Raw genomic sequence first — 16,218 nt, forward strand, 5'->3', positions numbered from 1 at the left:
CGTTTGAATAAAAATGATCGATGGTCGTATACCTTAATGTTTTCACCAGGCATTATTATCTACTTCTGTTTTCTGTTTATTCCGATTATTCTGCTAGTCTATTATTCATTTTATAACTGGGATGGCGTTAGTCCATCCTATCAGTTTGCCGGACTAAGTAATTATATTGAAGCCTTTCATGACAAAGCATTTGGACGGGCGTTGGTCGTCACCTTATTTATCACTATTGTTGCAACAACAGTTGTCAATATACTCGGAATTGGCTTTGCGGTGCTTTTGAATAAAAAAGGGCGGATGACAAATTTCTATAGATCAATCTTTTTCTTTCCGCTGCTGTTAAGTACCGTATCCGTCGGCTTCATATGGAAGAGCATTTTAAGCTATAACGGGTTGTTGAATAACCTACTGGAAAGGATAGGAGTTGAACGCATCGAGTTCTTTGGTAATCCGAACTTGGCTGTGTTGACCATTACCTTTCTTGCAATTTGGCAGTCTACGGGCTTTGTTATTGTTATTTATTTGGCAGGTCTCCAATCTATTTCGTCAAGCTTGTATGAGGCAGTGAAAATAGATGGCGCGAACAGATGGCAGCAGTTTAGGCATATTACGTTTCCAATGCTGGCACCGGCCTTTACAATGAGCATCATATTTATGTTTACTGGCTCCATGCGAGAATATGACCGTGTCGCGGTTCTTACATATGGTGGACCGGCAGGAGCAACCGAAACGATCGCCTATCAAGTGGTCAAGATTGGTTTGAATGCCAACCGTCTGAGTTACTCTGCTAGCCTTGCCGTATATATGCTCGTTATCGTAAGTATTCTGGCTGTTTCTCTAACCGTTTATTTACGTAGAAGAGAGGAGAGGCTGCTATGAAGAATAATCTCTCGCAATATATCAGACATGTATTTCTGATCCCATTATCACTTGTATTGTTAGTGCCATTTTATATCGCAGTCGTCAATGCATTTAAGAAAAAAGCAGATATATTATCCAACCCGTTTTCTTTCCCGCTGAGCAACATGACCTTTGATAATTTTATTCGCTCGGCAGTGACACCTTCTTTTAATATTTTCAAAGCCTACTGGACGTCGATTATGATTACTTCCGTCTCGGTTGTGCTTCTCATCTTTTTATGTTCAATGATGTCCTTCGTCTTTGCGCGTGTGAACAATCGATTCTTATCTGTATGTTATTTGCTTCTTCTGTCAGGCTTAATGATTCCACCTCAGGTTATATTAATTCCACTTGTTCAAGTGCTGTCGAAGCTGGGGCTGATGTTTACACCACAGGGATTGATTCTCTATAATATTGGGTTTTATGTCCCCTTTACTGTATTTATATTTGTGGGCTTTATCCGTACATTGTCCAAAGAGCTCGATGAATCAGCGAAAATGGACGGTGCCAGCCAGTTGACCATTTTTTGGAGAATCATATTCCCATTACTGCGACCTGCTACAGCTTCTGCTGTAATCTTTCTGTGCCTATGGATTTGGAATGACTTTATTAACCCTGTCATTATTCTGGGTTCCACCAAAAGCTACACCGTAACGACAGGGATCTTTCAGGCAGTGGGGCAGTACAGCACAAACTGGGAGGACATTTTTGCGCTCGTTGTACTGGCTTCTGCACCTATATTTCTACTCTATTTATTTATGCAACGACAATTTATCTCTGGTCTTACGGAAGGCTCGGTTAAGGGATAATCGTGTCGTATCGAACCTGCATTTCGCAACGGTAACTTGGCGCAGTTGCTCTGATGCTATGATGCGAACAATTTGAAATTGTTAAGGAGTTCACACGGATTCATATCAATTGAGACACCCGTATTCGCGGGTGTTTTCTTATGAATGCGGAAAGGTTGATGTAAAAAAAAATATCTCTAAACAAAAGCCGTTATACCTGTGGTATGTTTTACCTACGAATATCCCGCTTCAATGTGAGAGGAGATTGTATGCGACAAGTGAAAAGAGTAATTCGAAGCAAGTGGTTTCTATGGATGACAGGTGTTGTCTTCATTTTGATGGCTGCATTTTGCGTACTATCCTTCATCCTTGTAAATTCGGTGTCGGCTACCTTCGAAACCGGAAGTGTTGAAGAGAAATATGCTCTACCCGGCACGTACAAGGTAGACATGCTGGAGATCAAGGACGAACAAGGGGAGAAGCTCTACAGGATTTATTCTCCGCAATCAACGGATGTCTTGCACCCGCTCATCGCTTGGGGCAACGGAACTGGGGCATTACCTGACAATTATGATCAGTTGTTAAGACACCTGGCCGGTTGGGGATTTATTGTCATTGATACATATAGCCAAACCACGGGTACAGGAAAAGAAATTATGGCTGCGATTCAATATATACTTAGTGAAAATGAAGCGACGGCCAGCCCGTTCTATCACAGGATTCAAAAAGATCGGGTCGGTGCGGCAGGGCATTCGCAGGGATCAACGGGTGTAATTAACGCTCATACGAATTTTGAAAACGGGGCTCTCATCAAAACGGTTGTATCAATTGCTCTGCCTGAGCTGAAATATTGTGATCCAGAGGACGTGTATGATACATCAGCGCTGAAGGTTCCATTTTTTGTTATAGGGGGGACCCGAGATTTCATCATCTCCCCGTCAGACTCCAACAAGTTGGCCTTGAATAATACCAACTCGGATCTTCCGGTCTTAATGGCCATGGCTAAGGGCGCTGCACATACAGCTATAGAGCAGGATGGAGGACAGCATAGAGGTTATTTGACAGCTTGGATGAGATATCAATTAATGAATGATTCGGAGGCAAGAATGGCCTTTGTTGGAAAGCATGCTGAAATAGGAATGAATAAACATTGGAAGGATGTTACTTCCGCAAATTTACAATAGTCATGGTTCACATAAATCGAAGGACCCTTCTGAAATGGAAGGGTCCTTCTTCGTAATTACGTGAAAACATTTTGAGGCATTGAAATGGCGTTATTTAATGCCACTATAAACGTTTTCAGTAAAGGCATCCTGTTGAACACCAAAAGTAACGGTAGCTATGATTTCGCCTTTGCTGTTGACTGTCTGGGAATAAGCATCGTGGGTAACTTAACCTGAAGGTACTCACTGCTTGGATTCTCAACTTGCTTCAGGATGACTCTGCCAGCTTCTCGCCCGAGTTCAAGTTCCTGCTGGAGAACAGCCGTGGGCGGAATGATACAGAACTCCGGAAATTCCACATCATCGAAGAACACGACAGATAAATCTTCGGGTACAGAGATCCCCATCTGCATCGCCGCTTGAATAACATGAGGGCTGAAATTGGAGGACAGAAGGGCCGTCATCTGCGGATTTGCCTGTAAAAACTTCTGAATCATCATGATAACCTCTTCATTGCTGTCACTCATGGCCAGGCGTGTCATCTGTATACTGCGATCAATCAGAATATGACGCTCCTCCAAGGCCTTCTCATACCCATGCAATCTGTCCTCAATACTTGATGTACCCTCAGCAAGAGTGGAAATAAAGCCAATTCGACTGTGCCCAAGCTCATGAAGATGCTTAACCGCCTGAATAGCTGCCTCATGGTTGTCCGAGCTGATGGAGTTGGTCTCCACCCCTTTTAGATTGCGGTCCAGAAGGACAAGTGGGAAGCGATTTAGCGTAAGCGCAAGAATCTCATTGTTATAGTGCTCACCCTCAACGGGATAGATAATTAGTCCTCTGACGCCTGCCTGTTTCATTTCCTGAATTTTGAGAATCTCCGTCTCTTGTGAATCATTTGTCTTGGCAAATAACAATTGATAGCCATTCTCTGAAAGGGTGTCCTCAATTCCGCTCAGTAGATTGGCGGTGAACCGATTGTCGAGACGGGGGAGAAGGAACCCGATTGTTGGTGCTGTGAGTTGCTCTTTTACCGCTGAAGTAATGTTACGAATTTCCTCCGGGCTGTGATCGTTAACAAAGGTGCCTTTGCCTTGAAGTCGGTAGACAACTCCTTTATCGACCAGAGCAGTAAGGGCATTTTTCACCGTGATACGGCTCACACTGAATTGTTCAGCCAGTTCATTTTCGGAAGGGATTCGGCTGCCCGGTTTCCAATTTCCGCTTCGAATCTGGTCAATGATATATGTCTCGATTTTCTTGTACATTGGCTTGAAGGTTCTCACCATCGCATTTTATCTCCATTCACTATTAGTTCGTTCTAAATATATTATATTAATACAACATATACAAGTGCTAAAAATCAATATCAAGTGAGTAAGACAAGAAGATTTAATTTACGAACAAATATGATAAAAAAACCTTATGTATAAACAATTTATTCGAAATACGTTCTGTTAAGTTGTATCTAAAAATAAACATTTACAAGTAAAAGTATGTTGTTTATATTGTTTTTAAAGTTGGTTGGATAAAGCGTTTCCAACGAGCCTTCAAAATCTTATCTATGTCACAAATTTTGTCTCAATGGTTCCTTAATTGAAAAAGGGGGTGCAGCGGTTTTTAACGCCAATTTGTTGTCGTGGAATATTCATTAAGCCAGAAACGAACCAAAATTAAAGATAAGGGTGGTTACGGGATGAAAAAAAGAGCAGGCATGATCGTTACTTTGTTAACTGTTTTCTCACTCATTGTAAGCGCTTGCGGTGATGCCCAGTCCGGGGGAACGGAACCCAAAGCGAGTAAAGAGCTGACGATGTGGACGTGGAAGGTTGCTTACACGCCAGGAATTGAAGCAGCCGCGAAATTGTATGAGGAGAAAACAGGAATCAAAGTCAAACTCGAGACCTTTACACCGGATGATACGTATCGCCAAAAATTCCAGGCAGCAGCCAACTCCAAAAATTTGCCGGATATCGTGAACTGGTGGGCAACGGCAGGCGATTCCATCGAGAACTCGGTGCTCGAGCTGTCTGGTGAAGTGAGTGATGATCTGTTGAACAGCTACTACAGTGCTGCAATGGACCCGATCATTGTTACACAGAGTCAGGTTGATTCCTGGAAAGAAGACAAGAATGCCACCACAATTCAAAAGTCACTGAAGACTGGCCAGTTCTACGGGCTGCCGCTCGATATCGGAGGATTCTTTACTTTCTATGGAAACAAGAAGCTGATCGAAGAAGCAGGGCTGACAGCGGAAGCGCCCAAAACGTGGGAAGAATTCGTCACAATGATGGAGACTGTCAAAGAGAAAACAGGTACTCCTGGGCTTGTGTTTGGTGCAAAGCTGCCTGATCTGTGGGAGAACTGGGCCGGTTCGGCACTGTCCATCATGCTGAACGAACCTCAAGGCTATATCGATCTACTCGAAAGAAAGTCCAAACTAAGCGACCCTTCAAATCTGCCGGTAGTGAAAGCGATGGAAACTCTGGCAAACAAAGATCTGCTTATGCCGGGAATTTTGTCAACGGATATTGATGGAGCAGACCAGGCGTTTGCTGCTGGCAAAGCCGCTTTCGATCTCGGTGGTTCCTTCACAATGTCTACGCTGCTGGCTATGGGAATGAGTCCTGACGATATTTTCACCTTCCCGGTACCGCCGCTTGAAGGATCGAAAATTAACAGCTGGACGACTGATCCATTCACGTTAACGATGTTGTCAGTAAATAAAGATTCGCAGAACAAGGCTGAAGCGCTCGATTTCATTAAATTCCTGACCGGTGATCCGGATGCTGCTGTTGCTTTTGCTAATGCGGCGTATACAGTACCTGCGCTGAATCTGGGCGATCGTGCAAATGATCTGGACCCGAACCTGAAATCAATTTCAGATGCATTCGCTGCCGAACCTGGTCCTTACAGTCAAGCTTCACCAGCAATCAATACGTATCGTGGCAAGCACAAAGAGTGGGAAGTGTATGCTCAGTCCATGCAATCCATGATCGAGAAAAAGATGACTGCTGAACAAGTCGCCAAGAAGTTCGACGACACCATGGAAAGTCTGAAAGCGAGCGGGAACTAGAACACCAAAGCAATTGGCAAGCCCCGTAAGGGGCTGTCGATTGCCAAATTGAGAGCAAAAGGTGATTGATCATGATAAAAAGTCGAAATAAGTGGATGCCGTATCTCTTTTTACTGCCTGGCGTGCTTTTGTTTCTTGCCATCGGCGTGTATTCGGTCGGATTCTCGATCATGCTCAGCTTTTATAACTGGTCCGGGATCGATTTTTCCACCGCAAGGTTTGAAGGTCTGGCGAATTTTCGTCAGTTCCTGCTCGGTGATGATCCGATCGTAACCCGGAATTTCTATAATGCCGTTCTGCACAATTTGATTATTGCGGTTTCACAGGTTGTGGTCGTCGTTCCAATCGCACTTGTGCTGGCATTTGTGCTGCAAAATACGAAGGCAGCTACTTGGTACCGGACGATTTATTTTCTGCCGATGATCGCATCTGGCGTAGCTATCTTTTATGTATGGAAAGGTTTGTTTGAACCTAGTGGAGCATTCAACTCACTCTTCTTATGGATGGGCTTGGATTTCCTTGCTGTACCTGGTGGAATGCTGGGGAGTTCGTCTACTTCTTTACTCGGTATTATTTTGACATCAATCTGGGGCGGTCTGCCTGGAACGCTGATTCTGTACTACGCTGGTCTGACTTCCATTGATCCGACACTGTATGAAGCAGCAAGTGTGGATGGTGCCAAGAAAACAACCATGATATTGAAAATTACCTGGCCGTTACTGAAGCCAATCACGCTTATTGCCGTCATTCAGATGGTGAACGGAGCCTTTCAGGCCTTTGAGAATGTGTTCATCATGACAGGCGGCGGACCGGCTGGCAGTTCGGAGGTTATTGGTACGCTCGTGTACCGTACAGCTTTTCTAAACAATGATTATGGTCTGGCCAGCGCTATCGGATGGGTATCATTTCTGATTACAGGTGCCATTGCTATATTCAGTATTCGCTCATTCAAGGCAGACATCTAAAAGGAGGAGCACATGGTCAAATATATTAAGCATATCATTCTAATCTTGTACGGATTGACCTGCCTGTATCCTTTTGTCTGGATGATCGGCACTTCGCTGAAGACATCACAGGATGCACTAGCCAATCCACAGAGTCCGTTTCCACAAGCTGCACCATTGTGGTCCACATTTGGTGACGTATGGAACAAATTGAACTTCTATCAGTTTTTCATCAACAGCGTGATCGTAAGTGCAGTCGTGATTATAGGCGTTATTCTCATCTATACCATGATGGCCTATTCGTTTGCCAAATTTGTCTATCGGGGCAAAAAGTTTATCTACTACACGTTTATTGCCTTGCTGCTCGTTCCAGGTGTAACCACATTGATTCCGCTATATATCAACATGACCAATCTGGGGCTGCAAAACACGTATATTGGCATGATTCTGCCCATGATTAATGGTGCTGCGCCCTTCGCCATTTTCCTATTCACCAGTTACTTCCGCACAATCTCACATGAGTTATACGAGAGCGCCGTACTGGATGGATGCAACAATTTCAAAATCTACTACAGAATCTATCTGCCATTGGCGTTGCCAGCCATCGGAACCATTGCGATTCTGAACTTTATCGGAAGCTGGAACAATATTTTGTGGCCGATGATCATCGTGGATAGCCGGGATATGTTTACGTTACCGATGGGACTCATGTATCTGGATTCATCTTCATTCAAGAAATGGAATGAACTCATGGCAGGGGCTTTGATTACGGTCATTCCAATCCTGCTTGCCTTCCCGTTCATGCAGAAGATGTATGTCAAGGGCATGACCGTAGGTTCAGTGAAAATGTAATACACAACAACTAAATCATACAAGATTGGAATGAAATGAATGACTACAAAAACCGCGCATATTGTCGCACATTCTCACTGGGACAGGGAGTGGTATCTATCCTTCGAGAAGCACCGAATGTTGCTTGTTCAGCTTATGGAGGATTTAATCGAGACGTTTGAAAATGACCCAGAATTTACGAATTTCCATCTGGATGGGCAGTTTATTGTACTGGAGGATTACCTGGAAATCATGCCGCACAGGTCGAACCAGGTCCGCAAGTTAATTGAAGATGGCAAGCTGATCGTTGGTCCATGGTATATCCTTCAAGATGAATTCCTCGTCAGCAGTGAAGCCAATGCACGCAATCTGTTAATTGGTATTCAAGCCTCTGAACAAATGGGAGGATATGCGAAAATCGGATATTTCCCGGATTCCTTCGGCAATATGGGCCAGGCACCGCAGCTCATTAGTCAGGCGGGCATTGAGGTAGCTGTATATGGACGTGGAGTGAAGCCAGTTGGATTCAATAACGAAATTCAGTCTGGCAACGAACATACCTCGAAATACTCGGAGATGTATTGGGAATCACCCGATGGTACTCGTGTACTGGCGATCTTGTTCGCCAATTGGTACAACAATGGCATGGAAATTCCGGTGGAACCGGAGAAGGCAAAAGCTTACTGGGCCGAGAAGCTGGCTGCAGCAGAAGAGTTTGCTTCAAGTTCGGAACTCCTGTTCATGAACGGATGTGATCATCAGCCGCTCCAGAAGGATCTGACGCAAGCGTTAAAAACAGCCACCGAGATTATGCCAAATGTGACGTTTCGTCATTCCAGCTTTCCCGAGTACATTCAGGCTTTACAAAAAGCGAAACCACAATCCTTGGACGTCATTCGCGGTGAACTTCGAAGCCAATGGACCGACGGCTGGATCACACTTGTAAATACTGCTTCAGCAAGGGTGTATATCAAACAGCAAAATGTAAAAAGCCAGACGTTGCTGGAAAAAGTGGCTGAGCCGCTGGCAGTCATGGCCTCTCTGTCCACAGGCATTTATCCACGGCATGAGCTGTTATATGCCTGGAAGACGTTACTGAAGAATCATCCCCATGACAGTATCTGCGGGTGCAGTGTTGACGAAGTCCACAGGGAGATGATGACCCGGTTTGCCAAATCGCAAGAAGTGGCTGAAGCCATATCCGTTCAGAGTGCTCGTACAATAGCCGAATCCGTTGATACATCAGGCTTTGACGCAGATTGTGCGTTGCCTTTTGTAGTGTTTAACACTTCGGGACATCGTCGATCCAATGTGATTGTAACTAGAATGGATGTTGAGCGACGGTACTTTGACCACCAGCCTCCGCATGAAAAGTATCAGGAATTTAAGCGCGAATATGAAACCTTTGACTCAAACGATTGGGTTGTAATGAACGCGGAAGGCAAGCAAGTGGAAGCCGTTATTACACCCGTTGGACCGACATTTGGATATGATTTGCCGGATAATCGATTCCGTCAACCTTACTGGGCATATCAAGTGGATGTAGAGCTTCATGTCCAGAACATCTCGGGTTTTGGATATCATACTTTTGCTCTTGTACCTAAGAGTGTTTCTGGAGAGAGTGCGCTTAGCGAACTGACTACCACTGAACTTGTTACAGAAGAGCAAGTGATGGAGAACGATTACGTGCGGATCGAGATTGCGGGGGATGGATCGTTTACCATGTTGGATAAAGTAAACGGTCGTAATTATGCAGGGCTTGGCATTTATGAGGATACGGGGGATATCGGAAATGAGTATATGTACAGACAACCGGATCAGGAAGCTCCGTTAACTACGCAGGGGCTGCCTGCCCAGATTAAGCTGGTACATCATACACCACTGAAAGCTGTTTATGAGATCGTGCATAACTGGGAGCTCCCGATAGGCGCAGATGAACTGCTGGATGAAGAGATCCGTTCCATGGTTCCATTTCGTTACCGGAAATCCCGGCGGCTGGACGAAACTAGAGAAGTGAGTATTCGTACAGAGCTAATCCTTGAAAAAACGGGACGTTCGGTTGGCATTAAAAGCTATATCGATAACACGGTTCAGGATCATCGTATCCGCATGTTGTTCCAAACGGGACTCGAAGCAAGTCATGTTACCGTTGACTCTATTTACGAACTGGCGCAACGCCCGATACAGCCGGAAGCAGAATGGAGAAATCCCAGCAATGCGCAGCATCAAAATGCATTTGTCAGTATCAGCAATGGTCGTGAAGGGCTGACGATTGCGAATAAAGGTCTTAATGAGTACGAAGTATTGGCTAATCAGAATACCATTGCTGTGACACTGCTGCGTGGGGTACGCGAGCTTGGGGATTGGGGAGTATTTGCGACGCCGGAGGCCCAATGTCTCGGACAGCACATTCTGGAAATGGAGCTCATCTCACATGATCTGGATGTTATTAAGTCCGATGCTTATGTGCAGGCGTATCAGTTCCCGGTTCCCTGGACCGTTCAACAGACAGGGTTACATGGTGGAACGTTACCCGCTACCCACGAGTTTTTGCAATGGGAGGGTGATCATCTCGCTTTTAGTGCGCTTAAACGGGGCGAGGCAAATGATGACATGCTGTTCAGGGTGTTCAATGTATCATCGGAGACGACTTCACTGAAGGTAACGCCTTCGTTTGAGGCTAAGGAAGTATACGAAAGTACAATTGTTGAAGATCAAGGTGAAGCCATGAAGGTAGCGGATGAGGGAAGTTATGTTTTGAATGTGGGATCGGCAAAAATTCAGACGATCGGCATTCAACCCACAACACGTTTAATATAAACAATTCAGTCTTGGAGTTCTCTCCACTGCTGCGGATTGAAAACGGATGCATCATGTTCCACATACGACAACCCTGTTTTCGTGCAGCTTGATTACATGATCAAGTTAATGGGAGGTACGATTGTGAACAAACGATTATGGTTAGGTGCCAGGTGTACCATTTCAATGCTGTTGACTATTGTCATGTTTTGTTCAGGGCTATACATCACACCAGCAACCACACACGCGGCAGCAGAGAGGGAAGATAGTACTGAACAGGGAGAAGTCCATCTAAATGATGTGTCACCTGACTCAGTAAGTATTACGTTGGGGGAAACTCCTGTGCAGCAGGGCATAACTGCTCGTCCCGGCGATGGACCTCCAGCAGGACTTCAAGTGGGGACGTCTGACGGCAAGGGATATTGGAAAACCAACCAGACGGTGAATCCAACAAATTCAGCCGATAACATCCTGTATTTTTACTTTAATGTTGCGGATGAATATTTGTTTGAAAATACCGATCAGGACGTGTTCGTCACTGTTGAATATTACGATAGCGATAGTGGAGCGATGTCTCTGCAATACGATTCGAAGCAATCCAATTTCAAAGATGCTCCTTTGTTCCGGTATGAAAATACGGGAACCTGGAAGAAACATACCTTCAAGCTCAGCGATGCCAATTTCGGTAACCGCACCCATGATGCGGATTTCCGAATCGGGGTTAGCGGCGCAGGGGCACCAGCCAACAATCCGGAACTTCATCTGGCGAAAGTAACTGTCCATAAGCAACCTCAGCAGCAGGCGGGTACTCAGACCAAGGTCTATGATCCGGAATTCCCTACATCAGATATCGTCATTGCAGATCGGAGCGTAACCGATTATGGAGCAATAGGGGATGGTGTCTCGGACGATACTCAAGCTTTCAAAGAAGCCCTTGCAATAGCCGGAAATCAAGGCGGCGGAGTTGTGTTCGTGCCATCCGGAACCTATAAATTAACCGGAGAGCTGGTTATTCCGACAGGCGTTACGCTTCGCGGAGATTGGGGGAATCCCGAAGAGCATGACGGGCTAGTCAAAGGAACGATCCTTGCTGTATACAGCGGCAAAGGTCAAGCTAACGGGAACAGCTTCATAAAGATGGAGCCTTCCAGTGGGGTAACACATTTGTCGATCTGGTATCCGGAACAGAATATGAATAACCCGGTGGCTTATCCATGGACGATGGAACAACTTCCAGGTGACAGTGCCACGGTGAAAAATGTAACACTCGTCAATGCGTACCAGGGGATTAAGATTGGCCCGGAATGGAACGAACTTCATTACGTGAAGGATGTATATGGTACCACACTGAAAACCGGTATTTTTCTGGATTTCACAACAGACATTGGGAGACTGGAAGAGCTTCACCTGTCCCCGGATGTATGGGCTAACTCAGGTTTGCCAGGAGCACCTGAGCAATCTCAACTGCGTGAATATATGATACAGCAATCAGAAGGTATCGTAATGGGGCGCTCGGATTGGGAGTATATGTCGAATATTCATATCTCGGGTTATAAGACAGGGATACGAATCACGACAAGAACAGGAAGCCTTGAAACAGCCAATGCGCAGCTGTACAAAATCCAGATCGACGACTGCAACGTAGCGCTAAAGATTGAAGGCGTCAATGATTATGGATTGCTGGTAACGGACAGTCAATTCGAAGCGAGTGCTGGTCCGAATCCTGTTGCCATTTATGCAACTGAAGGCTTTCACTCCATTGCCCAGTTTAACAGTGTTACGGTGGGCGGGGAGCCCAAACATGGGGTTGTGAATGAAGGGCGTGGAACATTGTCCTTTGAGAGCAGCTCTTTCGAGAATTGGGGTGAAGGAAGCGGAGATTATGCCATTGTTGCCAAAAGTGGTTCGCTTATACTGGGCAGTTCTACCTTCGCAAAGCCGGATCGGCACCTGCTTCTTCAGGGAGATGTGGCAACAATCAATGCCATACATTCCGGACACGAAGGCAACCTTGCGGTGAACGATGAAAGTACCTCGGCGGAACTGAATATCCATCAGGAAGAAGGTTTGATGTTGGAAGCCATCCCTGACGTTCCTTCAGTGGATATTGCTGTGCAGCCCAAGCCGGGTACACGCGAATTGTTTAACATAGTGAGCCAGCCCTACTTGGCTGATAACACAGGGAACACGGATTCATCCCAAGCAATACAACAGGCATTGAATGATGCCGAAGCGGCAGGTGGAGGTACGGTCTATATGCCGGCTGGCATATACCGCGTTGAGCAGGCTTTGGTGGTCCCGACTGCAGTAGAACTGCGGGGCAATTATGATGTACCTCATCATACGATCGGGAATGGAACCGTTATTTTTACGAACTATGGAGAAAATGCTCCGGATGCCGATGCCTTCATTCAGCTAGAGGAAGCAGCAGGATTACGCGGATTATCTGTCTATTACGATCAACAAACATGGTCTGATGCCAATCCGGTGAAGCCTTATGCCTGGACTGTGCAAGGTCAAGGGAAGAATGTATACCTAATCGATACAACCTTGGTTAATCCCTATCAGGCTGTTGACTTCGGCACCCATGATACAAGTGGTCATTATATCGATTATGTAGCGGGATCACCGCTCAAGGAAGGCATATATCTTGGTGGCGGGTCAGACGGAGGATATATGCGGAATGTGCAGTTCAATCCGCATTACTATGGACGGAACAATTATCCGAATCATCCATCGAATGATGAAGAATTTAATCAAATTTGGAATTATCAAAAAGAGAATCTGGACGCCTTCCGTATTGGGGATGTCACCAATCAGGTTATTTTCAATACATTCGTATACGGTTCAAAGTACGGTATTCATTTTGAAGAACAGAATGGAAGAGGACCCGAAGCTGTCGTTATTGGTCATGGCACCGATGGCAGCAAAAAGGGAGCCGTATTGCAACATGCGGGAACAGCAGGTCTTTCGTTTATCAACACAGAGCTTGTTTCCATGAGTACAACAGACAAGGTGTACGTGGAGGTTGGGCCAGACTTTGGCTCTAAAGCGGTGTTCTTCAATACGTCCATGTGGGGAGATACAACAAGGTCCTTTGATATTCATGGAGGAGATATCCGCATACAGCAGGGAAACTTCACGAACGTTGGTGAAATCGGTATTAACGCAATCGGTGGTGATATTACCCTCTACAATTCCTATGTTCAACAGCCTCGTACGAATCATGTGGTTGCAGGTCCAAACGTAGAGAAGATGGTGATATCCAACAACCTGTTTAATGGCGGTTTTCAGATTGAGAATGAGGCACCTCCTGGAAAAGTGACGGGTACCAATCTGTTTCCTTTGGCACTCAAACTGAACCAGCTTGGGTATGATCCATCCAGACCAGGTGAACTTGGAAGCACGCTGACTTTGACTAATGTTGCAGGTGCGGCTTTGCTTAAAGGGCAGATCGAACTGATTGAGCCGAGTGTGTATCATGCGATGTTTAAGCCAGTGCGATTTGAAGGGCTGGGCATTGGAAAAAGCATGGAAGTGGCGCTTCCCTATATATCAAGTGACTTGCTCAAATTCAGAGTAACGCTTGAGAGCGGGTTCCGTTATGAGACTTCAGTCAAGCTGTCACAATCCTTTGCGGCACAAAAAGATGCTGTTGGAACGCTGCCATTCATTGAGGTTTCCAGTCCGGAGCATTACAACAGCGTCGGTGGAAGCTGGGGAGGTCCGAATGACCTCAGCATTCAAGCTAAAGCAAGTTGGGATGCGGAAAATTTGGTTCTCAAGGTGGACGTCAAGGACGATATTCACCATCAATCCAATACTAATGGCGATATATGGCAAGGAGACAGTTTACAGCTCGGTATTGACCTTGGCAAAGAGGATGGTGCGGCCAGCAAACAGGTGAATGAGCTTGGTTTTGCACTGAATCAGGAAGGTGTCATCACGAAATGGAGATGGAGAGCTCCAGAAGGTGTTGCTACAGGATTATTGGAATCCGCTTCAGCAAACATTACCCGGGACGAGACGACCCATATTACTCATTATCAAATTACGCTGCCTTTTGCAGCACTTCATCAGGAAGGATATTCGTTCCAAGCTGACAAACCTATCGGTTTTGCATTGCTTGTCAATGAAAACGATGGCGAAGGACGATCAGGCTTTATGGAGTTTAATGGAGGGATCGGTACAAGTAAAGATGCGCGATTATTCGGAAACTTGTATCTGCTTACGGGTGATTATGTGACATTGTTGGAGCAATCGGCTGAGGCGAGTGTTCGTATTGCGGAGCAAAAGAAAGATGTTACCTCTATAGATACAGCAACCAACTTCGTTAATCTGCTACCGGGCGGCACGTTGAAGTCCTCATTACTCGTGAGACTCGCTGCTCTTACATCAGGTTCCAATCCGAATCCCGAGGGACCCAATCCACATCCAGGCTCGGGTTCTGGTTCGGAGCCAAGTGCTGGAGGGGGCTCTACGACTGGAGGGAAGAATGAAGCAACACCTGCCGCTCCTGGTGCTACAATGCAGCTACAGCCCAAGCTGGATAAAGCTGCTGCATTGGCAACAGCCGAGCTCACCAACAAGATGATGGAGGATGCATTCAATCGCATCACCCCTGATCAGGACGGGAAAAAGAAGCTGATTGTGGACATCGAGTCCGTGGATGGTGCTGAAGGATACGCTTTGACACTTCCATCGAGCTTTTTGCAGGAAACACCATCTACCCATTGGCTGGAGATTCGAACAGCAGGGGGAGTGCTGCTGGTTCCGAGCAATTTGCTGGCCAATACCCAAGGAACGATTGGAGAGCGTAGTACCTTGGTGTTAAGCAAGGCTGACCGAAGCACTTGGAATGCCAAGATGAAATCAGATTTAGGAGAGCGGCCTGCGATTTCATTATCTGTGATATCGGATGGCAAATCCGTTACATGGCAAAATTCCATTACGCCAATCACAGTAAGTTTACCTTATCAGCCTAATGTAACTGAACTGCTGGACCCGGAAAAACTTGCAGTACAACTTATAGCGGAAGACGGGCAAATGATCTCCATTCCAAATGGGAAATTCAATAAAAAATCGGAACAAATGATTTTCAAAACACGGCAAAACGGAGTTTATGCAATTACTCAGGATAATCAAACATTCCAGGATATACAGCAGCTATCATGGGCCCGCCATGCCATCGAAGTTCTAGTGTCCAAAGGGGTTATTCGTGGAATGTCAAAGGCAGAATATCAGCCTCGATCCATGATCCGCCGAGCGGATTTCGTAACCCTGCTTACCAATGCCTTAGAATTACAAACTGATCAGGGAACCAAGGTGGAACGCTTCGCGGATGTACCTGAGCATGTTTATTACGAACAGTCCGTGAATACCGCAAGAACGCTGGGCATCATTCAAGGGGCAGGCGCCGATCTATTCTCGCCAGCGTCTCCAATTACCCGGGAAGAAGCAGCGGTTATGATCTACCGAGCTATGCAAGTTATCGGGATGCAGCCTCTTCCTGAAGGTGAATCCAGTCTGGATGACTATAAAGATACTCATTTGATTAAGGCATATGCCCGTGATGCGATTGATTCGTTAACCAGATCAACAATTATGGAAGGTAGTAATGACAGCTTCCATCCGGAAGCTACACTTACACGTGCTGAGACCGCAGTGTTGCTGTATCGTTTATACAACCGTTTGCCTTAAATCCACTAGTATGATCA

General features: G+C 45.8%; 9 protein-coding genes. 8 read left to right on the plus strand and 1 reads right to left on the minus strand.

All coding sequences use genetic code 11. The features are described 5' to 3' along the window. Nucleotides 1-3 precede the first annotated feature (3 nt). The 3 genes from AC3ITG_RS15385 to AC3ITG_RS15395 all read left to right on the plus strand — a co-directional run bounded on the left by AC3ITG_RS15385 (nt 4) and on the right by AC3ITG_RS15395 (nt 2,869). Nucleotides 4-876 (plus strand): carbohydrate ABC transporter permease, encoded by an 873-nt coding sequence (locus AC3ITG_RS15385; RefSeq protein ID WP_489254269.1) that lies wholly within the window; start codon nt 4-6, stop codon nt 874-876. After that, complete coding sequence (locus AC3ITG_RS15390; protein ID WP_413378701.1) at nt 873-1,706, plus strand: carbohydrate ABC transporter permease; 834 nt, start codon at nt 873-875, stop codon at nt 1,704-1,706. The genes AC3ITG_RS15385 and AC3ITG_RS15390 overlap by 4 nt, the downstream gene beginning before the upstream one ends. Nucleotides 1,707-1,954: 248 nt before the next feature. Beyond that, complete coding sequence (locus AC3ITG_RS15395) at nt 1,955-2,869, plus strand: poly(ethylene terephthalate) hydrolase family protein (RefSeq protein ID WP_489254270.1); 915 nt, start codon at nt 1,955-1,957, stop codon at nt 2,867-2,869. A 155-nt stretch (nt 2,870-3,024) separates the two neighbouring features. On the opposite strand, the gene AC3ITG_RS15400 is transcribed toward AC3ITG_RS15395, so the two are convergent. Then, on the minus strand, nt 3,025-4,140 hold the full coding sequence (locus AC3ITG_RS15400) for a GntR family transcriptional regulator (RefSeq protein WP_489254271.1): 1,116 nt from the start codon (nt 4,138-4,140) through the stop codon (nt 3,025-3,027). Between the two features lie 407 nt (nt 4,141-4,547). Here AC3ITG_RS15400 and AC3ITG_RS15405 point away from each other — a divergent pair, with 407 nt between their 5' ends. The 5 genes from AC3ITG_RS15405 (at nt 4,548) to AC3ITG_RS15425 (ending at nt 16,201) form a co-directional block, all read left to right on the plus strand. After that, nucleotides 4,548-5,927, plus strand: a complete 1,380-nt coding sequence (locus tag AC3ITG_RS15405) for an ABC transporter substrate-binding protein (protein WP_076288522.1) — start codon at nt 4,548-4,550, stop codon at nt 5,925-5,927. 71 nt (nt 5,928-5,998) lie between these two features. Further along, on the plus strand, nt 5,999-6,892 hold the full coding sequence (locus AC3ITG_RS15410) for a carbohydrate ABC transporter permease (protein WP_024631712.1): 894 nt from the start codon (nt 5,999-6,001) through the stop codon (nt 6,890-6,892). 12 nt (nt 6,893-6,904) lie between these two features. Then, nucleotides 6,905-7,723, plus strand: a complete 819-nt coding sequence (locus AC3ITG_RS15415) for a carbohydrate ABC transporter permease (protein WP_062319098.1) — start codon at nt 6,905-6,907, stop codon at nt 7,721-7,723. Between the two features lie 39 nt (nt 7,724-7,762). Next, on the plus strand, nt 7,763-10,522 hold the full coding sequence (locus tag AC3ITG_RS15420) for an alpha-mannosidase (RefSeq protein WP_489254272.1): 2,760 nt from the start codon (nt 7,763-7,765) through the stop codon (nt 10,520-10,522). A 123-nt stretch (nt 10,523-10,645) separates the two neighbouring features. After that, nucleotides 10,646-16,201 (plus strand): glycosyl hydrolase family 28-related protein, encoded by a 5,556-nt coding sequence (locus AC3ITG_RS15425; RefSeq protein ID WP_489254273.1) that lies wholly within the window; start codon nt 10,646-10,648, stop codon nt 16,199-16,201. Nucleotides 16,202-16,218 lie beyond the last annotated feature (17 nt).

The organism is Paenibacillus sp. GL_099_B, from assembly GCF_057835695.1.